General features: G+C 73.8%; 22 protein-coding genes. 11 read left to right on the top strand and 11 right to left on the bottom strand.

Translation table 11 applies throughout. The annotated features are described in order from the left end of the window. Positions 1-27: 27 nt before the first annotated feature. The 3 genes from ACFZA0_RS01240 to ACFZA0_RS01230 form a co-directional block, all read right to left on the bottom strand. Positions 28-279: a hypothetical protein gene (locus tag ACFZA0_RS01240; protein ID WP_391009301.1), complete on the bottom strand. Its 252-nt coding sequence runs from the start codon at positions 277-279 to the stop codon at positions 28-30. Between the two features lie 65 nt (positions 280-344). After that, complete coding sequence (locus tag ACFZA0_RS01235; RefSeq protein ID WP_391009298.1) at positions 345-632, bottom strand: hypothetical protein; 288 nt, start codon at positions 630-632, stop codon at positions 345-347. Continuing rightward, entirely contained in the window at positions 629-973 is a 345-nt protein-coding gene (locus ACFZA0_RS01230) for a hypothetical protein (RefSeq protein ID WP_391009296.1), read from the bottom strand. The genes ACFZA0_RS01235 and ACFZA0_RS01230 overlap by 4 nt, the downstream gene beginning before the upstream one ends. A gap of 126 nt (positions 974-1099) precedes the next feature. Here ACFZA0_RS01230 and ACFZA0_RS01225 point away from each other — a divergent pair, with 126 nt between their 5' ends. Both ACFZA0_RS01225 and ACFZA0_RS01220 read left to right on the top strand, forming a co-directional pair. Beyond that, on the top strand, positions 1100-1888 hold the full coding sequence (locus tag ACFZA0_RS01225; RefSeq protein WP_391009293.1) for a Scr1 family TA system antitoxin-like transcriptional regulator: 789 nt from the start codon (positions 1100-1102) through the stop codon (positions 1886-1888). Further along, positions 1881-2090 (top strand): DUF397 domain-containing protein, encoded by a 210-nt coding sequence (locus tag ACFZA0_RS01220; protein ID WP_391009291.1) that lies wholly within the window; start codon positions 1881-1883, stop codon positions 2088-2090. Before ACFZA0_RS01225 ends, ACFZA0_RS01220 begins: the two co-directional genes overlap by 8 nt. A 68-nt stretch (positions 2091-2158) precedes the next feature. On the opposite strand, the gene ACFZA0_RS01215 is transcribed toward ACFZA0_RS01220, so the two are convergent. Next, positions 2159-2431, bottom strand: coding sequence for a DUF4190 domain-containing protein (locus tag ACFZA0_RS01215; RefSeq protein WP_391009288.1), 273 nt, complete (start codon positions 2429-2431; stop codon positions 2159-2161). Positions 2432-2767: 336 nt separating this feature from the next. Here ACFZA0_RS01215 and ACFZA0_RS01210 point away from each other — a divergent pair, with 336 nt between their 5' ends. The 4 genes from ACFZA0_RS01210 (at position 2768) to ACFZA0_RS01195 (ending at position 6158) form a co-directional block, all read left to right on the top strand. Next, positions 2768-3154, top strand: coding sequence for a hypothetical protein (locus tag ACFZA0_RS01210; RefSeq protein ID WP_391009285.1), 387 nt, complete (start codon positions 2768-2770; stop codon positions 3152-3154). Further along, entirely contained in the window at positions 3154-4482 is a 1329-nt protein-coding gene (locus ACFZA0_RS01205; protein WP_391009282.1) for a caspase family protein, read from the top strand. The genes ACFZA0_RS01210 and ACFZA0_RS01205 overlap by 1 nt, the downstream gene beginning before the upstream one ends. Positions 4483-4646: 164 nt before the next feature. Next, the gene (locus ACFZA0_RS01200) at positions 4647-4949 is read left to right on the top strand and encodes a hypothetical protein (protein ID WP_391009279.1); all 303 of its coding nucleotides are present in this window, start codon (positions 4647-4649) and stop codon (positions 4947-4949) included. Between the two features lie 705 nt (positions 4950-5654). Further along, positions 5655-6158: a hypothetical protein gene (locus ACFZA0_RS01195; RefSeq protein ID WP_391009276.1), complete on the top strand. Its 504-nt coding sequence runs from the start codon at positions 5655-5657 to the stop codon at positions 6156-6158. A gap of 49 nt (positions 6159-6207) precedes the next feature. On the opposite strand, the gene ACFZA0_RS01190 is transcribed toward ACFZA0_RS01195, so the two are convergent. The 3 genes from ACFZA0_RS01190 to ACFZA0_RS01180 form a co-directional block, all read right to left on the bottom strand. Further along, positions 6208-7893: a thiamine pyrophosphate-dependent enzyme gene (locus ACFZA0_RS01190; RefSeq protein WP_391009273.1), complete on the bottom strand. Its 1686-nt coding sequence runs from the start codon at positions 7891-7893 to the stop codon at positions 6208-6210. An 81-nt stretch (positions 7894-7974) separates the two neighbouring features. Next, complete coding sequence (speB, locus tag ACFZA0_RS01185; protein WP_391009271.1) at positions 7975-8943, bottom strand: agmatinase; 969 nt, start codon at positions 8941-8943, stop codon at positions 7975-7977. A 55-nt stretch (positions 8944-8998) separates the two neighbouring features. Continuing rightward, positions 8999-10525: a sodium:solute symporter gene (locus ACFZA0_RS01180; RefSeq protein ID WP_391009268.1), complete on the bottom strand. Its 1527-nt coding sequence runs from the start codon at positions 10523-10525 to the stop codon at positions 8999-9001. Between the two features lie 202 nt (positions 10526-10727). Between ACFZA0_RS01180 and ACFZA0_RS01175 the strand changes: the two genes are divergently transcribed. Beyond that, positions 10728-12314 (top strand): helix-turn-helix domain-containing protein, encoded by a 1587-nt coding sequence (locus ACFZA0_RS01175; protein WP_391009265.1) that lies wholly within the window; start codon positions 10728-10730, stop codon positions 12312-12314. 1156 nt (positions 12315-13470) lie between these two features. Beyond that, positions 13471-14259, top strand: a complete 789-nt coding sequence (locus ACFZA0_RS01170; protein WP_391009262.1) for a phosphatase — start codon at positions 13471-13473, stop codon at positions 14257-14259. A gap of 66 nt (positions 14260-14325) precedes the next feature. On the opposite strand, the gene ACFZA0_RS01165 is transcribed toward ACFZA0_RS01170, so the two are convergent. From ACFZA0_RS01165 to ACFZA0_RS01150, 4 genes are all read right to left on the bottom strand, one after another. Beyond that, positions 14326-15345: a cation diffusion facilitator family transporter gene (locus ACFZA0_RS01165; protein WP_391009259.1), complete on the bottom strand. Its 1020-nt coding sequence runs from the start codon at positions 15343-15345 to the stop codon at positions 14326-14328. Between the two features lie 4 nt (positions 15346-15349). Then, the gene (locus tag ACFZA0_RS01160) at positions 15350-16231 is read right to left on the bottom strand and encodes an acyl-CoA thioesterase domain-containing protein (RefSeq protein WP_391009256.1); all 882 of its coding nucleotides are present in this window, start codon (positions 16229-16231) and stop codon (positions 15350-15352) included. 35 nt (positions 16232-16266) lie between these two features. Continuing rightward, on the bottom strand, positions 16267-17424 hold the full coding sequence (locus ACFZA0_RS01155; RefSeq protein WP_391009253.1) for an acyl-CoA dehydrogenase family protein: 1158 nt from the start codon (positions 17422-17424) through the stop codon (positions 16267-16269). A gap of 230 nt (positions 17425-17654) precedes the next feature. Beyond that, the gene (locus tag ACFZA0_RS01150; RefSeq protein ID WP_391009250.1) at positions 17655-18299 is read right to left on the bottom strand and encodes a TetR family transcriptional regulator; all 645 of its coding nucleotides are present in this window, start codon (positions 18297-18299) and stop codon (positions 17655-17657) included. A gap of 85 nt (positions 18300-18384) precedes the next feature. On the opposite strand from ACFZA0_RS01150, the gene ACFZA0_RS01145 reads away from it, so the two are divergent. The 3 genes from ACFZA0_RS01145 to ACFZA0_RS01135 are packed head-to-tail and all read left to right on the top strand — an operon-like array spanning position 18385 to position 22985. Continuing rightward, on the top strand, positions 18385-20040 hold the full coding sequence (locus tag ACFZA0_RS01145; protein WP_391009247.1) for a carboxyl transferase domain-containing protein: 1656 nt from the start codon (positions 18385-18387) through the stop codon (positions 20038-20040). Between the two features lie 21 nt (positions 20041-20061). Next, positions 20062-22047, top strand: a complete 1986-nt coding sequence (locus tag ACFZA0_RS01140) for a biotin carboxylase N-terminal domain-containing protein (RefSeq protein WP_391009244.1) — start codon at positions 20062-20064, stop codon at positions 22045-22047. Further along, complete coding sequence (locus ACFZA0_RS01135) at positions 22044-22985, top strand: hydroxymethylglutaryl-CoA lyase (protein ID WP_391009241.1); 942 nt, start codon at positions 22044-22046, stop codon at positions 22983-22985. Before ACFZA0_RS01140 ends, ACFZA0_RS01135 begins: the two co-directional genes overlap by 4 nt. Position 22986 lies beyond the last annotated feature (1 nt).

The following is a 22986-nucleotide window of genomic DNA, read 5'->3' as shown; positions in this document are numbered from 1 at the left end:
CCCAACGGGTGGCGTTTCAGCCGCCGTTCAGCCCTTGTTGGCCTGCGGGAGCGGGGCGGCGGCCGCCTGCCTGAGGAGCCGCCGGGCCCGCAGCGCCTTCCGCACGGTGAACACCCGCATCACGGTGAACACGAGCACGGCGGCGCCGAGCAGCGCCCCGATCGGCTCCCCGTCCCGGGCGCCGGCGTAGAAGAGCGCGGCGCTGAAGGGGAAGCCGACGACGATGAGCAGCGGTTCGCGCACCCAGAAGGGGAGCACCCGGAGAACGAGTCCGATCACGGGGTCACTTCAACAGGTACATGACGACGACGCCGTGATGGAGGCCACAATTCCGCGAGGCGGACTCACCCGGGCGCCGGCAACCGGGCGCCACGGCTCTCGGCGACCCGGTGGACGTCGCGCAGCGCCTCGGCCAACCGGGCCGCGAGGTAACGGAGTTGCACGGCACTGGCCGCCTCGTCACCGAGCAGGTCCGCCGCGTGGTCGAGGAGTTGGGCGGCCATGCCGAGCTGAACACTCTCGACGTTGTCGGCGACGCGGGAGAGGGGACCGTGCCCGTCGGTGACGAGGTAGCAGGGCTTGCCGTCCTCTCCGGCCCAGGGGAGCAGCCGAAGGGCGCCGTCGCGGGTCATGCGGTCACCTCGACGCCGTGGATGACGCGGGGCCCGACGTCGACGCCGTGCACGGCGAGCCAGAGGGTGCGGCGGCGGGCCCTCTGGAGCCGGGCGCGTTCGCGCAGGCGCGCCCGCTCCTCACGTTCGTACGCGAGGACGTACGGGCGGACCAGCGCGTGGTCCTCGCCGCGCAGCGGTGGTCCGCCGAGACGGCGGACGGTCGAGCCGACGGGACAGGGGGCGGCCACCGGGTCCACGGCGACCCTCGCCGGGCGCCCGCGACGGCCCGCCCCCGGGAGGAGGAGCCGCGACAACATCTCCAGAAGTTCGCGGAAGTGGCTGCTGGTACGGGAGTTCAAGGCGTCGCCTTCCCTTCGCGTGGATCGGTCGCCATCCGTGGCGATCCGGTCACAGCGTGAGACGGCGCGGGCTAGCCTCGCCAGAGGGGTCGATGTGACAAAGCATTTCGCACACGGGAGTTGGCCATGGGCACCACCTACGGTGACTGGTTGCGGCAGCAGCGCGAGGCGGCGGGACTGACCCAGCAGGAGCTGGCGGACCTCGCGGTCATGACCCGTTCGCACATCGCGCACATCGAGGCGGGCCGCAGATTCCCGTCGCCGGAGGACGCGCGCCGGCTCGACAAGGTCCTGCACACGGGAAACGTACTGACAAGCTTCCTGCCGGCGGAGGACGTCGCGGTCCCGGACTACTTCGAATCGGCGCGGCTTCTCGAACAACAGGCGGTCATGATCAGGGAGTTCGCCCTGTCGTTCGTCCCCGGCATCCTTCAGACGGAAAGGTACGCACGTGCGGTTCTGAGCACGTCGTTCCCTCCTGTGAGTGAACAGGAATGTGACAGGCTCGTTGTCACACGCCTTGATCGCGCGAAGATCCTGGACGATCCGGTGAGTCCGGTGGTCTGGGCCCTGCTGGACGAGGCGGTGCTACGCCGGGCGGTGGGCGGCAGGGACGTGATGGCGGAGCAGTTCATCCATTTGGTTCGGCTCGCGGAGTCCGGCCGCATCCGTGTGCACGTAGTGCCCTTCGGCCTGCACCCCCTGCTGAGCAACATGCTGACCTTGATGTGGTTCGAGGACCAGCCACCGGTTGCCTACAGCGAAGGGCTGCACATGGGGAAGATCCACGATGTACCTTCCGTGGTACAGGAGTTGCAGAGTCGCTACGCTCTCGCACTGAGCGACGCGCTGCCGCTCAAGGAGTCGATGAGACTGCTCAGGGCGACTGCAAAGGATTACGAGCGGCATGACTGACCGACCCGCAACGGCCTTCACGGGCACCTGGCGCAAGTCCTCCTACAGCAACGACCAGGGCGGCAGCTGCGTCGAGGTCCTGGACGGTCACCCCGCCGGCGTCCCCGTCCGCGACTCCAAGGTTCCGGGCGGCCCCGCGCTCGTCCTCTCGGACCGCGGCTGGACCCGGTTCGTGCGGGCGGTCAAGGCCGACGCGGTCTGAACGCACCGCGCCCGCGCGGCCCAAGGGGCGGCGCGGGCGGTGAGGGGGTGCTGCGGCAGTACGGCGGCTCAGCCCACGTGCCAGGAGAAGCTGCCACCGTTGTTCGCCGCGACGACGAACATCACGATCATGAGCAGGATGTCGACGATGCCGAGGCCGACGGCCCACTTGGCCATCGTCGCGCCGGTCTGACGCAGCGCGACCGCACCGAAGATGATCGCCAACGGGCCAAGGACGATCGGCAGGAGGAACAGGCCGAGGATGCCGCAGACCAGTCCCGCGATGGCCAGACCGCTCGTCCGACTCGTCCGCCGTGCGCTGCTTCCGCTGTAGCTCGTCATGACTTCGTCTCCCGATCCCGAATTGTCACCGTACGTTGCCTATGGCCGTTCAGTCACCTTCTGGTTACCCGTGACCGCGCGGCCATGCCTGCTCGTCGCCAACAAATGCCGTCATTCACAACGGAGTTGGGGCGAGGCACAGGAAGTGGAAGGGATCGGCGCCCGCTCTGGCCCCGAGGTTCCCCGGGAGCCGGAACCCCGGGGCCTGCTCCACGGATTCGTCCCGTCGCCGGTGCGCGGCCCCGGCCGCCGGGCCCCGGCGACGGAACCCACGGTTGCCGCCCGCCGACTCCGGGCATTCCTTGGCCAATTGGGCGCGATCACACGGGGGGACCCATGCTTGTGCGTGTGTCGATGGTGCGGGACGACGAGAGTGAAGAGATCAAGTCCCTGTACCGGTGGCTGAGCAACGATCCCGACGTCCACCGTGCGGGCGAGGTGTCGCTGGGGTCCGACGAGTCCCGGCCGGGCTCGATGGGCTGGGACGCGGACAGCGTCAACATCCTCGTGTCCAACACCATCGCGGGGGTCAACACGGTCATCGCCGCCGTCGCCCTGTGGCGGGCCAACCGGACCTCGGGCTCGCGGGACGTGCGCGTCGACACGGACGACACGTCGGTGGTGCTCACGGACGAGAGCCCGACGGGCGCCACCCCGCCGCCCGCCCCGCGATCCGGTCCGGCGGATCCCTCCGGCACCGGTGGCGCGTCCGGGGAACGCTGATGGAGGGCACGAGACTCGCCGACCCGGCCGCCTCGCGCGCGGTGCTGGCCGGGATCTGGGACTACGAGTGGCTGGACGAACTGCCCGCGGTGGCGAACAACGTGACAGCGCTGCGGGACGCCCTGATCGACCCGCGCGTCTGGGGACTTCCCCCGGAGCACGTCCGCGTCGTCGAACCGGGCGCCGTCCAGGCCGAGTTCATCCAGGCGATCGCGACAGCGGCACAGGAGGCGACGGACACCGTGGTGGTGTACTTCGCCGGCCACGGCATCCCCGACGACCTCTCCGACGACCTGTATCTGGGCCTGCCCGGCACCCGGCGCAAGGACCTCGACACCGCCCTGCGGTACGAGTTCATCAGCCGACGCCTGCGTCTGAACGCCACGAACGCCCAGCACGTCGTCATCATCCTGGACTGCTGTTTCAGCGGCCTGGCGCTGCGGGCGAGGATGGCGGCCGGACAGCGTCTCGCCGACATGGCGGCCATCTCCAGCAGGACGGTCTTCACGGCCTCCTCCGAGACGAAACTCGCCATGGCGCCGGAGGGCGACACCTACACGGCCTTCACGGGTGTGCTCCTGGACCTGCTCGACCGCGGCGTCCCGGACGGGCCCGAACTGCTCACCATGGAGACCCTGCACGTGCACGCCCATACCCGGCTCGGGGACCAGCAGCCCGAGTTGGGTTCGCGCGGCGCCGGCAGCCTGGTGTGCGTCGCGAAGAACACCGCGTTCGACCCGGCCGGTCCGACGAAGGCACCGGTCCCCGGCGAACGCCGGAGCCCCGCCCCCACCACGCCGGCCGAACTACCTCCCAGGTTGCCGGCGTTGGTCCGCCGGCTCCTGCTCGACCTGGTGCCGCGCGTCAAGGGCCTCGCGGTGGTCACGCCCGGCTCTCCCGCCCCCGACTGGCTCCGCGACGAGACCCCCCGTCTCGGTCTCGGCAACGGCGAGGAACTGGTCGCGGTCTGGCGGTGGCCGGCCCGGATGTTCTTCCGGCCCCAGAACCGGGGCTGCCGGGTGGCCTTCACCAGCACCGGGCTGCGCGTGCGGCAGGGCACCACGCTGATGTACTTCCCGTACGCCGACTTCGGACGGACCGGCTTCGAGATCACGACGCACGTCCACGAATCGGCCACCTCCGACGTGTTCACCAACGCGACCAGCTGGACGACCACCTCGTACTCGCAACTGTGCGTACGGGGCGCCGACGGCCAGACCTGGAAGTCACCGTGGGTGGAATCGGACACCGCCGTCCTGGAGACGCTGTGCCAGGCCCTGGAACGGACTCGGGCGCTGGCGGCGGGCGTCGCGACCGAGGCCGGGTGAGGCTCCGGCAGCCGGCCGATCTCGCGCGCACGCCCCCTCGTCCACCCGTCCCTGTCGCCCGCGGCCCCGACGGCGGCCAGGATGGGCGCATGACGAAACTCTCCGTGCGGCCGGGTCGCCGCGGCTCCTCCGGTTCGGTTCTCTCGCTGTAGTCCACGGACTCCGTGCTGTCGATCGGCTCGGTGGGGTCGGTGCTGTCCGTGGGGTCCGTCGGGTCGGCGCTGTCGGTCGGCTCGATCGGCAGCGCCCTGTCCGCCGGGTCCATCGGGTCCTCGCTGTCGCTGATCTCGGCGGGATCGTGGCTGAGCACCGGGTCGGTGCTCTCCGCGCAGTCGCGGTGGTCGGTGCTGTCGTGGCGTTCGACCCGCGGGTTCATGGCGGCCGGGGCCGTGGGCGCGGTGGCCGGTGGCGCCCTGCTGCTGGCCCAGGCCCTGCACCGGACCGAACACGGTGGCACCCGGTACTGAGGGGACGGGGGACCGGGCGGGCGGGGCAGTGCCGCGCCGGGACAGACCCGCGGCACGAGTTCCACGGCCCGGGTGTCGCGGGCAGGGTCCTCAGGAACCGGGACTGCTCCCCGTGTCCCGCGCCGGCCCCGGCTCACCCTCCGGCGACCCGGACCACCGCGACCAGTCCTCGACCCGCTCGGCGGTGACCGGAGTGACCGGCGTTCCCGCCGGGTGCGGGGAGGCGAGGGTTCCGTATCGGCCGCGCAGGACGTGCCGCGTCCGACCCGGGCCCGTCGTCCCGCTCGGAGAGGTCCGCACCACCTCGCAGGTCGACTCCCCCGGGCCGCCCAGGAGATAGTCGGCGTCCGGCTCAAGGTCCCAGGGCACGGGCGTGATCCTCATGGCCTCTCCGCGCACAGTGCGGAGCGGCTCCGCGAGAGTCGTCGGCGGGGCGCCCGGCACCGGCCGGAACACGTGACCGCCACGGGCGGAACCCTCGTCGTCCGTGTCATCGGCCGGAACCTCGTCGGCGCGGCCGCGTCGCCTTCCCCGGAACCCCATGGCTCCATGGTCCTCGCCACCCACCGGCCCGCGACAGCGGCCCGCCCCGGCCCGCCCCCAGGGCCGCCCCCAGCGCCCTGCCCACTCCCGTCCCGTCGTTCCCCGAGCGCCCGACCGCTGCCACAATCACAGTGGTTGCGGCGAACGCGCAAAGGGGGGCGGGTGGCTCAGTCGGAGATACCTGTGGCGCTCATCGGGCTGGGGAGCGCGGTGGCCGGGGCCGCGGCGACGGTCGTGGTCGGGCGCCTCGCCGGGCACGCGAGCGTCAAGGCGGCCACCGTCGCGAAGGTGGACGTCCTCCAGAACGAACTCACCACGTTCTGCGCCCCGTTCGTGGAGGCGAGGGTGCAGCTGCTGCCCGCGCTCACCGGGCGCACCCCGACCGAACCGTGGCTCGCCCTGGCCCCCGGGATGTCACGCGCCGCACCGCCCTGGACGTCGATGGCGGTGGACCCCCTGACCCTGTGGGAGATGCCCGGCGTGGTGCGCCGCAAGGCGGCCTACGTCGACGGCGCGATCCGCTCCCACCAGTCCCGCTCCGACCAACTCCTCGTCACGGAGGCGCAGGTGGCGGTGCGGGAGCTGTATCAGGAGGCCAAGGAGCTCATCCACACGTACACCCGTGAGTTCCGGCGGCTCGCCAAGCGGGGCATGGGCGTGCTGTGAAGGCCGCCGTCCCCGCCGGGCGGCTCCGTCCGCCGTCCGCACCCGTGCCTCACCCCAGGTGCGTCGGCGCGAACATCCGCAGTACCGCCGGGAGCACCACCACGGACGGACCCGGTGTCGCCAACTCCTTGGCCAGGTCCGCCTCCAGGGTCTGCGGCGTCGTGCGGACGCCGCGCACCCCGAAGGACTCGGCCAGGGCCGCGTAGTCCGGGCGGGACAGTTCCGTCGCCGTCGCCTCGCCGAACGCGTCCGTCATGTACTCGCGCAGGATGCCGTAGCCGCCGTCGTCCACGATCAGCCACGTCACGTTCAGGTCGTACTGGCGGGCCGTGGCCAGTTCCGCGATCGAGTAGAGGGCGCCGCCGTCGCCGGACACCGCCAGCACCGGGTGCGTCGGGTCCGCGACCGCCGCGCCCAGGGCGGCCGGGAAGCCGTAGCCGAGGCCGCCCGCGCCCTGCGCCGAGTGCATGGTGTTCGTGCCGCGCGGGTCGAACGCCGACCACGCCCAGTACGCGAGGATCGTCATGTCCCAGAACGACGGGGCGCCCGACGGGAGGGCGGCGCGGACGGCCGCCAACACGTCCCGTTCCAGGGTGAGTTCCTGGCCGTCGATGCGCTCCGCCACCCGTGCCAGCACGTCCCGCACACGATCCGCCGCCGTCGCGTCCTCGCGCGGCTCCACCGTTTCGAGCAGTGCCTGGACCGCGAGGCGGGCGTCCGCGTGGATGCCCAGCGCGGGGTGGTTGGACTCCAGTTTGCCGAGGTCCGCCTCGATCTGGATCACCCGGCCGCGGGGCTTGAACGTGTGGTAGTTCGAGGAGAGTTCGCCGAGTCCCGAGCCGATCACCAGCAGGACGTCCGCGTCCTCCAGGAAGTCGGTGGTGTGCCGGTCCTCCAGCCACGACTGGAGCGACAGCGGGTGCCGCCACGGGAACGCGCCCTTACCGCCGAACGTCGTCACCACCGGCGCGTTCAACGTCTCGGCGAGCGTGCGGAGTTTGCCCGCCGCGTCGGCGCGGACCACGCCGCCGCCCGCGACGATCGCCGGACGTGCCGCCCTGGACAGCAGATCGGCCGCCACCGCCGTGAGTTCGGGGCGCGGGACCAGTTCGTCGGGGGTCGCGTCCATCGCCGTGACGACCGGCAGCACGGCCGGCGCGAGCAGCACGTCCTGCGGGATCTCCACCCAGACCGGGCCGTGCGGCGCGGTGAGCGCGGAGCGCCACGCCTCCGCGATCGCCGACGGGATCTGCGACGCCGTCCGCACGAGGTGCACCGACTTGACCACACCCCTGAACGAGGCCGCCTGGTCCGGGAGTTCGTGCAGATAGCCGTGCCGTCCGCCGCCCAGCCCGGCCGCCGGGACCTGGCTGCCGATCGCCAGTACGGGCGAGGACGCCGCCGCGGCCTCCTGGAGGGCGGCGAGCGAAGTGAGGGCGCCCGGACCGGTGGACAGCAGCAGCGGCGCCGCCTCCCCCGTGATCCGCCCGTACGCGTCGGCCGCGAACCCCGCGTTGTTCTCCACCCGCAGCCCGACGTACCGCAGGTCGGAGCGGCGCAGCGCGTCGAACATGCCCAGCGCGTGCTGGCCGGGCAGCCCGAAGACCGTGGTCGCGCCGAGGCCGGCCAGCGTCTCCAGCACCAGGTCGCCGCCGTTGCGGCCGGCCGGCGGGTTCAGCGCCGCCCGCCGCTGGGCCTCGGTGGGACGGAGTTCCAGGTCGTGGTCGTGGGTCACGTCGTCGTCTCGGTCTTCCTGGGTGTCGGAGGGGTGGGGGGAGCGGGACGCGGCGCCGGACGGACCGGCGCCCCGGGGATGCTACTTCGCGCGCCCCGCCGCGATCTGACGGCTCATCAGCGTCGTCAGCTCGTACGCCGTGTGCGAGGCGGCCACCGCGGTGATCTCGGCGTGGTCGTAGGCCGGGGCGACCTCGACGACGTCGGCGGACACCAGGTTGCAGGAGGACAACCCCCGCAGGATCTCCAGGAGTTCGCGCGAGGTCAGGCCGCCGGCCTCCGGCGTTCCCGTGCCGGGGGCGTGCGCCGGGTCGAGGCAGTCGATGTCGATGGAGATGTACAGCGGGCGGTTGCCGATGCGCTGGCGCAGCTGGTCGGCGACCTCGTCGGCGCCGCGCCGGTAGACGTCCGCCGAGGTGACGATGCCGAAGCCCATCTTCTGGTCGTCGGTGATGTCCTGCTTGCCGTACAGCGGGCCGCGGATGCCGACGTGGGAGAGCGCCGAGGTGTCGAGGATGCCCTCCTCGACCGCCCGGCGGAACGGCGTGCCGTGGGTGTACTCCGCGCCGAAGTACGTGTCCCAGGTGTCGAGATGGGCGTCGAAGTGCAGCAGCGCGACCGGGCCGTGCTTCTTCGCGACGGACCGCAGCAGCGGCAGCGCGATGGTGTGGTCGCCGCCGAGGGTCATCAACCGGGCGCCGGTGTCGAGGAGTTCGTCGGCGGCGGCCTCCACGGTCTCCACCGCCTCGTTGATGTTGAACGGGTTGACGGCGATGTCGCCGGCGTCCGCGACCTGCGCGAGGGCGAACGGGGAGGCGTCCTGTGCCGGGTTGTAGGGGCGCAGCAGCCGGGACGCCTCGCGGACGGCGTTGCCGCCGAAGCGGGCGCCGGGCCGGTAGGAGACGCCCGAGTCGAACGGGACGCCGACGACGGCCACGTCCGCGCCGCCCACCTCGTCGAGGCGGGGCAGCCGCGCGAAGGTCGCGGGGCCCGCGTAGCGGGGGACGCGGGAGGAGTCGACCGGGCCGCGGGGCGTCTCGTTGCTGCTCATCCTGTTTGCCTTCTTTCCTGCGTTTGTCGTGAATGTACGTACGACGTCCCCGACTCTACTGCCGAGTCGGGACGGGATCGGACACGGGTTCGGGACCGGTGGCCCCGGCTTCCGCGTCCGGGGTGCGGCCGGCGAGGCGCTCGCGCCAGGCGGCGAGGGTGGCCGGGTCGGTCGGGCGGGTCGCGAGCGAGACGACGACGTAGGCGACGAGGGACGACAACAGGCCGTAGTACACGGGCTCGTTGGCGAGGATGCCGAACCACGCCATCAGGCCGATCACGGAGAGGCCGCCGACCGTGACGGCGGCGAGCGCCCCCTGCACGGTGCCGCGCCGCCACAGCAGCCCGCCGAGGATCGGCACGAGCAGGCCGCCGACGAGGAGGTTGTACGCGACGGTCAGCGCCTGCACGACGTCGTTGAGCGCGATCGCCGCGCAGATCACCACGACGCCCATGAGAAGGATGAACGCCCGGTTGCCGCGCACCTCGTCGTGCGCGCCGGAGTCCGCGCCGTCGCCCGCCGCGTCCGCCCCGGTCGCCCCGCCGCGCCGCACCGCGCCGCGCAGCCGGGACCAGATGTCGTTGTTGGCGACCGTCGCGCAGGCGATCAGCGCGCCCGACGACGTCGACATCACCGCGGCCAGCGCGGCGGCCAGCACCAACCCCCGCACGCCGACCGGGAGTTGGTCCTTGACGATGGTGGCGAACGCGTCGTCCGCGCTCGGCAGCCTCGGGTAGAGCACCTTGGCCGCCGTGCCGATGACGGCGCCCGCGACCGCGTACACGAGGCAGTACGTGCCCGCGACGGTGCCGCCCCAGCGGGCCGTGCGGTCGCTGCCCGCGGTGAAGACGCGCTGCCAGATGTCCTGCCCGATGAGCATGCCGAACGTGTAGATCAGCACGTACGTGAAGATCGTCTCGCCGCCGATGCCGAGCGGATCGAAGTAGCCGGTCGGCAGCTTCGCCCGCATCTCCGCGAAGCCGCCCGCCCGCACGACCGCGATCGGCAGCAGGAGCAGCAGCACGCCGATCGTCTTGACGACGAACTGCACCATGTCGGTGAGCGTGATGGACCACATGCCGCCGAGCGTCGAGTAGGCGACGACGATGGCACCGCCGATGACGATCGACACCGTCCGGTTCAGGTCGAACAGGACGTCGAAGATGGTCGCGTACGCGATCGTCGAGGTGACCGCGAGCATCAGGGTGTACGCCCACATGACGACGCCGGAGATGACGCCGGCCCGGCCGCCGTAGCGCAGGTCGAGCATCTCGGACACGGTGTAGACCCGCAGCCGTGCGATGCGGGCGGAGAAGAACAGCGAGAGGGCGAGCAGGCCCAGGCCGATCGTGAACACCATCCAGGCGCCGGACAGGCCGTACTGGTAGCCGAGGCCGACGCCGCCGATCGTGGAGGCGCCGCCGAGCACGATGGCGGCCATCGTGCCCGAGTACATCGCCGGTCCCAGGCGGCGGCCCGCGACGAGGAAGTCGCTCTTGGACCGCGCCCGCCGCATGCCCCACCAGCCCATCGCGAGCATGCCGAGCAGGTAGACGACGATCACCGTGTAGTCGACGGCCATGTGGGGCCCTCCTTCGCACACCGCGCGCGGGCGGTGCGTCGTGCGGGTCGTGGGGTCGGGTCGCGAGGTCCTGAAGTCGTGGATCCGGGGTCCGTGGCCGGGGTCGTGGGGGCGCGCTGCACCGACCCTAGGTGTCCGCAAGACGGCTGCGAAGTGTACGTTTCATCCACTCAAGGCCAACGGAAGGGATGAAACGTCCACCATGCGGAGACCGCCCGCCTCCGGAACACCGGCGGACCCGGCAGCACCGGACGCGCCCGTGCCGCCCGCCGCGCCCTCCCCCGCGCTGCCGCCCACACCGCCCGTCCCGCTCGCCGCCCTGCTCGCGCGCGACGACCTGGCGCTGCGCCACGTCGCCGGCCCGGCCGACGCCGACCTGCACGCGGCGCACACCTCCGAGATGGCCGACCCCTACCCGTACCTGCTGGGCGGCGAGCTGCTGCTGACGGCGGGGGTGCACATCGGCGGCTCCGGGGCCGGGGACCCCGCCGCCGGCTTCGACCCCGACACCTACGTCCGCCGGATCGTGGCGGCGGGCGGCGCGGCCCTCGGCTTCGGGCTCGCCCCGGTGCACGACGCGGTGCCGCCCGCGCTGGCGGCCGCCTGCGCGGCGCACGGGCTGCCGCTGCTCGAAGTGCCGCCGCGCACCACGTTCTCCGGAGTCGCGCGCGCCGTCTGGCAGTTGATGGCGCAGGCCCGGCTCGCGGAACTGCGCCGGGTCGCGGAGGCACAGCAGAGCCTGGCGGCGGCGGCCTCCCGGCCCGACCCCGTGCCGTCGGTACTGCGGCAGCTGGGCCGCCGGATCGGCGGCTGGGCGGTGCTGTACGGACCGGACGGGACGCGCGGCGCGGCGGCGGGCCGCGAGCCGGCGGCCGGGACCCGCGACGCCCTGGCCCGCCTCGCCGAGGTGGTCCGACCGACGGACGCGCCGGGGCCCGGCGCGGACGCGCAGCGACCGTCGGCCCCCGCCTCGGCGACCGACACCCACGCCGGGTCCCACCTCGCGGCGTACGCCCTCGGTCCGGGCCGCGGTTTCGTGCTCGGCGTCTGCGCCCCGCGCCGCGAGAGCGGGGACCACACCGTCGCGTCGGTCGCCGCGGTCCTGCTGACGCTGCTGACCGGCGAGCACCACAGCGGCTCGGGAGCCGCCCGCACCGGCGCGCTGGTACGCCTGCTGCTGGGCGCGCCCCCGGCGGACGTCGCCCCGCTGCTGGGCGGCGACCGGTGGCTCGTCGTGCACGCCCGGCCGGACGCGTCGCGGCCCGACCCCGTGGCCGCCTCGGCCCTCGGCGCCGCGCTCGGCTCGGCCCTGGTCGACCTCGCGGACGGCCCCGACGGCGATGTCGTACGGGTCCTGGTCCCGGCCGGCCACGAACCCGAACCGCAGCCCGGCTGGACGCTCGGCGTCAGCGCCCCCGCCGGGCCCGAGGAGTGGCCGGCCGCCGACGCGCAGGCCGGCCGCGCGCTGGCACGCGCGCGTGCGGTGCGCGCCCCGCTGGTGCGGCACGCGGCACGGCCGGGGCTCGCCGGCCTGGTACCGCCGGACGCGGCACGCGCGTACGCCCGCACCGTGCTCTCCCCGCTCGCGGACTCCCCCGCGCTCGCCGAGACCCTGCGCACCTGGCTCTCCCTGCACGGCAGTTGGGACCGCACGGCGGTGGCCCTGTCCGTGCACCGCAACACGGTCCGCCAGCGCATCGCCCGCTGCGCGGCCCTGCTGGGGACCGACCTGGACGACACGGACGCCCGCATGGAGCTGTGGTTCGCACTGCGCCAGCCGGAGCGGTGAGGGCCCGCGCGGCGCGCACGACAGGGGCCGCCCACCCGCGCGCGGACCCAGTCGCCACGACCACGGCCCTGCGGCCGCGCCTCGCGCTCACGCCCCGCGGGCCTCCACGGCGGGTGGCCGCCCCGCCACCGGTCCCCCGCACCGCCCCGGCACCGCCGCTCGGGCGCCGCGCACGCGCCCGGCGCGACCAGAGGCTCTCCGACACACACCAGGGGAACCCGCACAAACACCCACCCGCACCCGCCGACCTGACCCGGCCCGCCACGCCCAGCGGCCCGCGCCTCGCGCGCCTCCACGGCGGCGCCGCCCCGCCACCGGTCCGTCCCCCGCGCACCCGGCGGTGCGCGCCGCACACGCCGACCCGGCCCGCGCCACCGCCGCTCCAGCGCCGCACACGCGCCCAGCGCGACCAGGGGCTCTCCGACACACACCACGGAACCCGCACAAACACCCACCCGCACCCGCCGACCTGACCCGGCCCGCCACGCCCAGCGGCCCGCGCCACCGGTCCCCGGCACCGCCGCTCCGGCGCCGCACACGCGCCCGGCGCGACCAGAGGCTTCCGGCACGCACCGCACCACGGGAACCCGCACAGACACCCACCCGCACCCGCCCCGACGCGGGCGCCGCACACGCCGACCCGGCCCGCCACGCCCCGCGCCTCGCGCCCCGCGCCTCGCGCGCCTCCACGGCGGGCGCCGCCCCGCCACCGGTCCGTCCCCCGCGCACCCGGCGGTGCACGCCGCACACGCCGACCCTGCCCACCACGCCCCGCGCCCCGCGCCCCGCGCCTCGTGCCCCGCGCCCCGCGCGCCTCCACGGCGGGCGCCGCCCCGCCACCGGTCCGTCCCCCGCGCACCCGGCGGTGCGCGCCGCACACGCCGACCCTGCCCGCCGCGCCCCGCGCCGTGCGGCCCCGTGCACCCGCCACGCCCCGCCGCGCCCTGCGGCCCCCCATCCCGCACCCCACCCCGCGCGCCCCGCCGCCCGCGCGCCCCGCCGCCCGCGCGCCCCGCGTGCCCCCGCCCCGTCCGTCGGGCGTCCCTCGCCCCACGCGCCCCTCGCGCGCCCCGCGTCTCCGCCTCCCCGCCGTGACCTGTGTCCCAGCCGCCGGGACGGCCGGGACGCGCACGACGGCCTGGACCACAATGGGGACATGCCGATATCCGGGACACCCAGCCGCGCCGAACTCGTCGACCATCTCGTCCGGACCCGCATCGCGGGCGACGTCGCCACCCCGCGCGAGAACAACCTCTCCCACTACCGGAAGCTCGCCAACGGCGACCGCAACTTCTGGCTCGGCCTGGAGCTCGGCGACCGCTGGACCGACGAGCAGGACGTGCTCGCGGTGATGGCCGAGCGGGTCGGCGTGATCGACGACCCGGAATTCCGGCACGGGCAGGACACCATCGACCCCGAGCTGACCGTCGACGGCCTGGACCGGATGGCGCGCAGGCTGCGCAAGGCGGCCGACGGCGCCCAGCGAGTCCTGTTCGCGACGGGCCACCCCGGCGGCCTGCTCGACGTGCACAGCGCGACGGCCGCCGGGCTGCGCGCCGCCGGCTGCGACATCGTGGTGATCCCCGAGGGGCTGCACACGGACGAGGGGTACGTGGCGCAGTTCGCGAGCGTGGCGATGCTGGAGCACGGGGCGAGCCTGTGGCACACCCACTCGGGCGAGCCGATGCGGGCCATCCTCACCGCCCTGGAGCGCACCGGCCGCCCGCTGCCCGACCTGGTGGTCGCCGACCACGGCTGGGCCGGTTACGCGGGACAGCACGGCGTGGACTCGATGGGCTACGCGGACTGCAACGACCCGGCGCTCTTCATCGCCGAGGCGGAGGGCACCGTCCAGGTCACCGTGCCGCTCGACGACCACGTGACCAGCCCGCGCCACTACGACCCGATGACGGCGTACCTGCTCTCGGCGGCCGGTCTGTCCTGACGGGACGGCTGTTCCGTCCGCGCGGGCGACACGGGAGGACGGGGGCGGGCGGGCCGTGCGGGCGACCTACGGCCACGGGTTGAGCCCCTCCTCCCGTCGCTGCGCGAACCCCGGTGTCGGGTCCAGGTAGACGCGCGCGACCACCGGGACGGCCTCCCTCAGCCGGGCCTCCGCCTGTTCGCAGGCCCACTCGATCTGCCCGGCCGTCGACCGGTCCCGGAAGTCGATCTTCGCCGCGATCAGGGCCTCCCGGGGGCCCTGGACCAGCGTGGTCAGCTCCAGTACCGCCTCGATGTGCTCCACGCCCAGCAGTTCGGCGCGGATGCGCTCGCGCACGGCGAGCGGCAGCGGGCGCCCGACGAGGAGTTCGGCGTTGGAGCGGCCGAGCACCCACGCCACGTACAGCAGCAGGACGCCGATGCACAGCGAGGCGATGCCGTCCCAGACGCCGGAGCCGGTGAGCTGTCCGCCGAGCAGGCCGCCCGCGGCGAGCAGCAGGCCCACCAGTGCGGCGGAGTCCTCCAGGACGACGGCCTTCACGGCGGTGTCGGGGGTGTTGCGCAGATAGCGGCGGAACGGCGCCCCGTAGCGGCGGGCCTCGCCGCTCGCCTGCTTCACGCCCGTGCGCAGCGAGTAGCCCTCCAGCAGGAAGGCGACGGCCAGCACGATGTACGACACGAGCGGGTTGCCGAGCTCCTCGCCCGCGACCAGGGTGTGGATGCCGTCGTAGAGGGAGAACACCGCGCCGCCGACGAAGGTGGCGACGGCGGCGAGCATGGCCCAGATGTAGCGCTCGGGGCCGTAGCCGAGCGGGTGTTCCTCGTCGGCGGGCTTCTCGCTGCGCTTGAGGGCGGTCAGCAGCAGCACCTCGGTGACGGTGTCGGCGACCGAGTGCGCCGCCTCCGACAGCATCGCGCTGGACCCGCTGATCACGCCGGCCACGACCTTGGCGAGGGCGATCCCCAGGTTGGCGACGGCGGCGACGATCACCGTGGCGGTGCTCTCGCCCCCGCCCTCGGCCTCCTGCTGCGACTGCGCCAGCGACGGCGGCGGCTGATGTGACGGTGCGGTGCCCGGTGAACCCATGCAGTCAGTGTTCCCGAGGTACGCGAACCACGCCTTCCTGGATCACCGAGATCGCCAGCCGCCCGTCCTGCGTGTAGATGCGGGCCTGCCCGAGGCCGCGCCCGCCGGAGGCCGACGGCGACTCCTGGTCGTACAGCAGCCACTCGTCGGCGCGGAACGGGCGGTGGAACCACATGGCGTGGTCCAGGGACGCGCCGACCACGTCGCCGACGGCCCAGCCGCCGCGCCCGTGGGCGAGCAGCACCGAGTCGAGCAGCGTCATGTCGGAGACGTACGTGGCGAGGACGACGTGCAGCAGCGGTTCGTCGGTGGCGCCGCCGAGCTTGCCGTTGGTGCGGAACCACACCTGGGAGTGGGGTTCGCGGGGGGTGCCGAACTCGCCGAACGGGGGCTCGTCGACGTACCGCAGGTCGACCGCGTCGCGGGTGACGAGGAACTTCTCGACGATGTCGGCGGGCAGGTGCGCGTAGCCGCGCAGCCGGTCCGCCGAGGTGGGCAGGGTCGCCGGGTCGGGCGCGGACGGCATCGGGGCCTGGTGGTCGAGGCCCTCCTCGTGGGTCTGGAACGACGCCGAGAGGTGGAAGATCGGCTGCCCGTGCTGGACGGCGACCACGCGGCGGGTGGTGAAGGACCGCCCGTCGCGGATGCGGTCCACCGTGTAGACGATGGACGCGCCGGGGTCGCCCGGCCGCAGGAAGTAGGCGTGCAGGGAGTGCGGGAGGCGGTCCTCGGGGACCGTGCGTCCGGCGGCGACCAGGGCCTGGGCCGCCACCTGCCCGCCGAAGACGCGCGGGACGACGGCGGACCGGGACCGGCCGCGGAAGATGTCCCGCTCGATCCGCTCCAGGTCGAGCAGATCGAGCAGGGACTGAAGTGCCTGGCTCATGAGGTCAGTTGTACCGGGGTGATGTTGCGCGGACCTTAAAGGCCCATGTTCTTCGCGATGATCAGCTTCATGACCTCGCTGGTGCCGCCGTAGATCCGGTTGACGCGGTTGTCCGCGTACAGGCGGGCGATCGGGTACTCGTTCATGTAGCCGTAGCCGCCGTGCAGTTGGAGGCAGCGGTCGATGACGCGGTGCGCGACCTCGGTGGTGAACAGCTTGGCACTGGCGGCCTCGGCGGGCGACAGCTCACCGGCGTCCAGGGCCTCCAGGGCGCGGTCGGCGACGGCCTCGGCGGCGTCCACCTCGGCCTGGCAGGCGGCGAGTTCGAACTTGGTGTTCTGGAAGTGCGCGACGGGCTTGCCGAAGACGGTGCGCTCGCGCACGTACTCCTTGGCGAACCGGACGGCGGCCTTGGCCTGCGCGTAGGCGCCGAAGGCGATGCCCCAGCGCTCGGAGGGCAGGTTGGCGCCGAGGTAGTGGAAGCCCTTGTTCTCCTCGCCGAGCAGGTCCTCGGTGGGCACCTTCACGTCGACGAACGCCAGCTCGGCGGTGTCCGACGTCTTCAGGCCGAGCTTGTCGAGCTTGCGGCCGACCGAGTAGCCCTCGGACTTGGTGTCGACGGCGAACAGCGAGATGCCGAAGCGGCGGTCGTCCTCGCGGGGCGCGGAGGTGCGCGCGCAGACGATGACCTTGTCGGCGTGCACGCCGCCGGTGATGAAGGTCTTGGCGCCGTTGAGGACGTAGTGGGTGCCGTCCGCGGAGAGCTTGGCGGTGGTCTTCATGCCGGCGAGGTCGGAGCCGGTGCCCGGCTCGGTCATCGCGATGGCCCACATCTCCTCGGCGGAGACGAACTTCGGCAGGAAGCGCTTCTTCTGCTCGTCGGTGGCGAGCATCTTGAGGTAGGGCAGGGCGAGCAGCACGTGCACGCCGGAGCCGCCGAAGGACACGCCCGCGCGGGCGGTCTCCTCGTACTGGATCGCCTCGAACTTGTGCGACTCCAGGCCGGCGCCGCCGTACTCCTCGGGCACGTTGATGCCGAAGAGGCCGAGATCGGCGAGCTTGTAGTAGAAGTCGCGGGGGGCGATGCCCTCGCGGAACCAGTCGTCGTAGACCGGGACGACCTCGGCCTCGATGAAGGCGCGCAGGGTCTCCCGGAACGCCTCGTGATCCTCGTTGAACACCGTACGGCGCACTACCGCCACCTCCACCCGGTCCTGCATGCCACGACATGCCCGACATCACTCTGTCTAAGCGCTTGCTCAGACAGAACGGTACCGGCGAGTACGGACGCCCGTCCAGACCGGCCGCCCCCGTCGGCCCGTAACGCTCGTCACGCGGGCGGGCCCGCCGTCCCGGCTCCGGCCCGGTTCCAGCGTCCCACCGGGGTGCGCCGCACGCCCGCGCGGGCACGCGCCCGCGCCGGTCACCGCGCGGCCGCCGCCGCGAGCGCGCCGCGCGCCATCCGCCGCAGCAGTTCCGCCGTCGTGGCGCGGCCGGGCAGCGCGCCGGGGCGGCCCAGGTGCGGGGTGGAGTTCAGCAGGCCGAAGACGGAGTGCACCGCCGAGCGGGCGGTGGCCTCCACGACGTCCGGGTAGACGCGCCGCAGGACGTCGACCCAGAGCTCGACGTACTGGCGCTGGAGCTGGCGCACCAGCTTGCGGTCGCTGTCGCGCAGCCGGTCCAGCTCGCGGTCGTGCAGGGTGATCAGCGGCCGGTCGTCGAGCGCGAAGTCGATGTGCCCCTCGATGAGCGAGTCGAGCAGCGCGCCCGGGTCGGCCGCCCCGCGCACGGCCGCCGCCGTCTCCGCGCCCTCGGGCGCCGCCGCGCCGCCCGCCTCGGCCACCCGGCGCCGGGCGCCGGTCAGCAGCTGCCCGCTGATGCCGACGAGCAGTTCGGCCAGCATCGCGTCCTTGCCGGGGAAGTGCCGGTACAGGCCCGGCCCGCTGATGCCGACCGCGGCGCCTATCTCGTCGACCCCCACGCCGTGGAAGCCGCGTTCGGCGAAGAGCCGGGCGGCCTCCTTGAGGATCTGCTCGCGGCGGGTGGGGGCGTCGGTTCTGGTGGCCATGCGAACGATTCTAGACAGGATGGTTAGCGGTCGTTAACCTGAAGGCAGTTCGTTAACGGTCATTAACCGGTGAGGGGACCGCGGGATGCAGGAGGCAGCAGAGCCACGGGCCTGGGAGGCGCCGGAGCTGACGAGCGCGGCCGACCCCGCCGCGCCCGCCTGGCGGGCCAACGAGGAGGCGCACCGCGCGCTCGGCGAGGAGCTGCGCACCCGGCTGGCGGCGGCCCGGCTCGGCGGCGGCGAACGGGCCCGCGCCCGGCACACGGCGCGCGGCAAGCTGCTGCCCCGCGACCGGGTCGACACGCTGCTGGACCCCGGCTCGCCCTTCCTGGAGCTGGCCCCGCTGGCGGCCGAGGGGATGTACGAGGGGCAGGCCCCCGCGGCCGGTGTGATCGCCGGCATCGGACGCGTCTCCGGCCGTACGTGCGTGATCGTCGCCAACGACGCGACGGTCAAGGGCGGCACCTACTACCCGATGACGGTGAAGAAGCACCTGCGCGCGCAGGAGGTGGCCCTGGAGAACCGGCTGCCGTGCCTCTACCTGGTCGACTCCGGCGGCGCGTTCCTGCCGATGCAGGACGAGGTCTTCCCCGACCGGGACCACTTCGGGCGGATCTTCTACAACCAGGCGCGGATGTCCGGCGCGGGTGTCCCGCAGATCGCGGCCGTCCTCGGCTCGTGCACGGCGGGCGGCGCGTACGTGCCCGCGATGAGCGACGAGGCGGTCATCGTGCGCGGGCAGGGCACGATCTTCCTGGGCGGCCCGCCGCTGGTGAAGGCCGCGACCGGCGAGGTCGTCACCGCGGAGGAACTGGGCGGCGGCGAGGTGCACTCGCGCGTCTCGGGCGTCACCGACCACCTCGCGGAGGACGACGCGCACGCGCTGCGCATCGTGCGCACCATCGTCGGCACGCTCCCGGCGCCCCCCGCCCCGCCCTGGGAGGTCACCGCGGCGGTCGAGCCGAAGGTGGACCCGGCGGGCCTGTACGGGGCGGTGCCGGTGGACTCCCGCACTCCGTACGACGCGCGCGAGGTGATCGCGCGCGTGGTGGACGGGTCGCGGTTCGCCGAGTTCAAGGCCGAGTTCGGGCAGACCCTGGTGACCGGCTTCGCCCGGATCCACGGCCACCCGGTGGGCATCGTCGCGAACAACGGCATCCTGTTCTCCGAGTCGGCCCAGAAGGGCGCCCACTTCGTCGAACTGTGCGACCAGCGCGGCATCCCGCTCGTCTTCCTCCAGAACATCTCCGGCTTCATGGTGGGCCGGGCGTACGAGGCGGGCGGCATCGCCAAGCACGGCGCCAAGATGGTCACCGCCGTCGCGTGCACGCGCGTACCGAAGCTGACGGTGGTGGTCGGCGGCTCCTACGGCGCGGGCAACTACTCGATGTGCGGCCGGGCGTACTCACCGCGCTTCCTGTGGATGTGGCCCGGCGCGAAGATCTCCGTGATGGGCGGCGAGCAGGCCGCGTCCGTCCTCGCGACCGTGCGGCGCGACCAGATGGAGGCGCGCGGCGAACAGTGGCCGGCCGAGGACGAGGAGGCATTCAAGGCCCCGGTCCGCGACCAGTACGAGCGTCAGGGCAGCGCGTACTACGCCACCGCCCGGCTCTGGGACGACGGCGTGATCGACCCGCTGGAGACCCGTCAGGTGCTGGGCCTGGCACTGACCGCGTGCGCGCAGGCGCCGCTTCCCCGACGGGACAGCTCCGCGCCGGGCTTCGGCGTCTTCCGGATGTGAGGGTGTGAGGTGAGGGTGGGAATGTTCGACACCGTCCTGGTGGCCAACCGCGGCGAGATCGCCGTCCGGGTCGTCCGCACGCTGCGCGCCCTCGGGGTGCGCTCGGTGGCCGTGTTCAGCGACGCGGACGCCGACGCCCGGCACGTGCGCGAGGCCGACACGGCGGTCCGCATCGGCCCGGCGCCCGCGACGGAGAGCTATCTGCGCGCGGACCGGCTGATCGAGGCGGCGGTGCGCTCGGGCGCGCAGGCCGTCCATCCCGGGTACGGCTTCCTCGCGGAGAACGCGGACTTCGCGCGTGCGTGCGCCGAAGCGGGCCTCGTCTTCGTGGGCCCGCCGCCGGACGCGGTGGCGCTGATGGGCGACAAGATCCGCGCGAAGGAGACGGTCGCTGCGGCCGGTGTCCCGGTGGTGCCGGGCTCCACGGGCGGCGGCCTCACCGACGCCCGACTCGCGGACTTCGCACGGGAGACGGGCCTGCCGGTGCTGCTGAAGCCCAGCGCGGGCGGCGGCGGCAAGGGCATGCGGCTGGTGCGCGACGCGGCGGACCTGGCGGAGCAGATCGCCGCCGCCCGCCGCGAGGCCCGCGCCTCCTTCGGCGACGACACGCTGCTCGTCGAGCGGTGGATCGAGAGCCCCCGGCACATCGAGATCCAGGTGCTGGCCGACGCCCACGGCAACGTGGTCCACCTCGGCGAGCGCGAGTGCTCCCTCCAGCGGCGGCACCAGAAGATCGTCGAGGAGGCGCCGAGCGTCCTGCTGGACGCCGCGACGCGCGCGGCCATGGGCGAGGCGGCGGTCCGCGCGGCCCGCTCCTGCGGCTACGAGGGCGCGGGCACGGTGGAGTTCATCGTGCCGGGCGACGACCCGGCGGCGTACTGCTTCATGGAGATGAACACCCGCCTGCAGGTGGAGCACCCCGTCACCGAACTGGTCACCGGGCTCGACCTGGTGGAACTCCAGCTGCGGGTCGCGGCGGGCGAGCCGCTGCCGTTCGGTCAGGACGACGTCACGCTCACCGGGCACGCGGTGGAGGCGCGGCTGTGCGCCGAGGACCCCGCCCGCGGCTTCCTCCCCTCGGGCGGCACCGTGCTCAGGCTGCACGAGCCGCGCGGCGACGGCGTGCGCACCGACTCCGGGCTCGACGAGGGCACCGAGGTCGGCAGCCTCTACGACCCGATGCTGTCCAAGGTGATCGCCTACGGGCCGGACCGGGAGACCGCGCTGCGCCGGCTGCGCGGCGCGCTCGCCGGCACGGTCACGCTGGGCGTGCCGACCAACGCCGGGTTCCTGCGCCGCCTGCTGGCCCACCCGGCGGTCGTGGCGGGCGAGTTGGACACCGGTCTGGTCGAGCGGGTGGCGGACGGGCTGGTCCCGACGGAGGTTCCGCCCGAGGTGTACGAGGCCGCCGCGGCGGTCCGGCTCGACGCGCTGCGTCCGCGCGGCACCGGCTGGACGGACCCGTTCGCGGTGCCCAGCGGCTGGCGGCTCGGCGGCGCGGCCGAACCGGTCCGCTTCCACCTGCGGGTGACCGAACCGGTCGAGCACACGCCGGGCGGCGAGCACACCGTCACCGAGGACCGGGTGTCGGTCGTCCTCGACGGCGTCCGGCACACCTTCGAACGCGCCGGGAACTGGCTCGGCCGGGACGGCGACGCCTGGCTGGTGCGCGACCACGACCCGGTCGCCGCGTCCCTGACGGGCGCCGCCCGCGCGGGCGCCGACTCGCTGACCGCGCCCATGCCGGGCACGGTCACGGTGGTGAAGGCGGCCGTGGGCGACGAGGTGACGGCGGGCCAGAGCCTGCTGGTGGTGGAGGCGATGAAGATGGAGCACGTCGTCTCCGCCCCGCACGACGGCACCGTCACGGAGCTGGACGTCTCCCCCGGCACGACGGTCGCGATGGACCAGGTCCTCGCGGTGATCACCCCGCACGACACCCCGGCGGGGAACGACGCGGGCGGCGGGCAGGAACCCGCCCCGGTGCGGACGGAGGACGGACGATGACCGTGAACGGGCTCCCCATGACCGTCCCCGCGGCGGGCCTGCCCGCGCGGGTGCGCATCCACGAGGTCGGCGCGCGCGACGGCCTCCAGAACGAGAAGAACACCGTCCCGACCGAGGTGAAGGCGGAGTTCGTGCGCCGCCTCGCCGCCGCGGGCCTCACCACGATCGAGGCCACCAGCTTCGTGCACCCCAGGTGGGTGCCCCAACTGGCCGATGCCGAGCAGCTGTTCCCCCTGGTCTCGGACCTCCCGGTGGCACTGCCCGTCCTCGTCCCGAACGAGCGGGGCCTGGACCGGGCGCTGGCCCTCGGCGCGGACCGGGTCGCGGTCTTCGCGAGCGCCACGGAGTCCTTCGCCAAGGCCAATCTCAACCGCACGGTCGACGAGGCCCTCGCGATGTTCGCGCCGGTCGTCTCCCGCGCGAAGGACGCCGGCGGGCACGTCCGCGGGTACCTGTCGATGTGCTTCGGCGACCCCTGGGAGGGTCCGGTGCCCGTCGGCCAGGTCGTCCGCGTGTGCCGCGCGCTGCTCGACCTCGGCTGCGACGAGCTGAGCCTCGGCGACACCATCGGCGTCGCCACCCCTGGCCACGTCACCGCCCTGCTGACCGCCCTCGGCGAACAGGGCGTCGGCGCCGAGGTGCTGGGCGTGCACTTCCACGACACGTACGGGCAGGCGCTCGCCAACACTCTGGCCGCCCTCCAGTACGGCGTGAGCACCGTGGACGCGTCGGCGGGCGGTCTCGGCGGCTGCCCGTACGCGAAGTCCGCCACCGGCAACCTCGCCACCGAGGACCTGGTGTGGATGCTCCAGGGCCTCGGCGTCGAGACCGGCGTCGACCTCGCGCGGCTCGCCGCCACCAGCGTGTGGATGGCCGCGCACCTGGACCGGCCCAGCCCCTCCCGCACCGTTCGCGCCCTCACCCCCCAGGAGCTGTGAC

It is taken from the genome of Streptomyces sp. NPDC008150 (assembly GCF_042956945.1).
In the GTDB taxonomy this organism is placed as follows: Bacteria; Actinomycetota; Actinomycetes; order Streptomycetales; family Streptomycetaceae; genus Streptomyces.
The sequence above is the reverse complement of the archived record's forward strand: the minus strand, read 5'-3'. Positions and strand labels throughout refer to the sequence as shown.

Bases quoted from the DNA above. Each gene is read 5' to 3' on its own strand.
- ACFZA0_RS01145 (WP_391009247.1), top strand. From the start codon at position 18,385: ATGCAGGAGGCAGCAGAGCCACGGGCCTGGGAGGCGCCGGAGCTGACG.
- ACFZA0_RS01210 (WP_391009285.1), top strand. From the start codon at position 2,768: ATGCTTGTGCGTGTGTCGATGGTGCGGGACGACGAGAGTGAAGAGATC.
- ACFZA0_RS01205 (WP_391009282.1), top strand. From the start codon at position 3,154: ATGGAGGGCACGAGACTCGCCGACCCGGCCGCCTCGCGCGCGGTGCTG.
- ACFZA0_RS01165 (WP_391009259.1), bottom strand. From the start codon at position 15,345: ATGGGTTCACCGGGCACCGCACCGTCACATCAGCCGCCGCCGTCGCTG.
- ACFZA0_RS01175 (WP_391009265.1), top strand. From the start codon at position 10,728: ATGCGGAGACCGCCCGCCTCCGGAACACCGGCGGACCCGGCAGCACCG.
- ACFZA0_RS01180 (WP_391009268.1), bottom strand. From the start codon at position 10,525: ATGGCCGTCGACTACACGGTGATCGTCGTCTACCTGCTCGGCATGCTC.
- ACFZA0_RS01150 (WP_391009250.1), bottom strand. From the start codon at position 18,299: ATGGCCACCAGAACCGACGCCCCCACCCGCCGCGAGCAGATCCTCAAG.
- ACFZA0_RS01215 (WP_391009288.1), bottom strand. From the start codon at position 2,431: ATGACGAGCTACAGCGGAAGCAGCGCACGGCGGACGAGTCGGACGAGC.
- ACFZA0_RS01225 (WP_391009293.1), top strand. From the start codon at position 1,100: ATGGGCACCACCTACGGTGACTGGTTGCGGCAGCAGCGCGAGGCGGCG.
- ACFZA0_RS01170 (WP_391009262.1), top strand. From the start codon at position 13,471: ATGCCGATATCCGGGACACCCAGCCGCGCCGAACTCGTCGACCATCTC.
- ACFZA0_RS01235 (WP_391009298.1), bottom strand. From the start codon at position 632: ATGACCCGCGACGGCGCCCTTCGGCTGCTCCCCTGGGCCGGAGAGGAC.
- ACFZA0_RS01135 (WP_391009241.1), top strand. From the start codon at position 22,044: ATGACCGTGAACGGGCTCCCCATGACCGTCCCCGCGGCGGGCCTGCCC.
- ACFZA0_RS01140 (WP_391009244.1), top strand. From the start codon at position 20,062: ATGTTCGACACCGTCCTGGTGGCCAACCGCGGCGAGATCGCCGTCCGG.
- ACFZA0_RS01220 (WP_391009291.1), top strand. From the start codon at position 1,881: ATGACTGACCGACCCGCAACGGCCTTCACGGGCACCTGGCGCAAGTCC.
- ACFZA0_RS01160 (WP_391009256.1), bottom strand. From the start codon at position 16,231: ATGAGCCAGGCACTTCAGTCCCTGCTCGATCTGCTCGACCTGGAGCGG.
- speB (WP_391009271.1), bottom strand. From the start codon at position 8,943: ATGAGCAGCAACGAGACGCCCCGCGGCCCGGTCGACTCCTCCCGCGTC.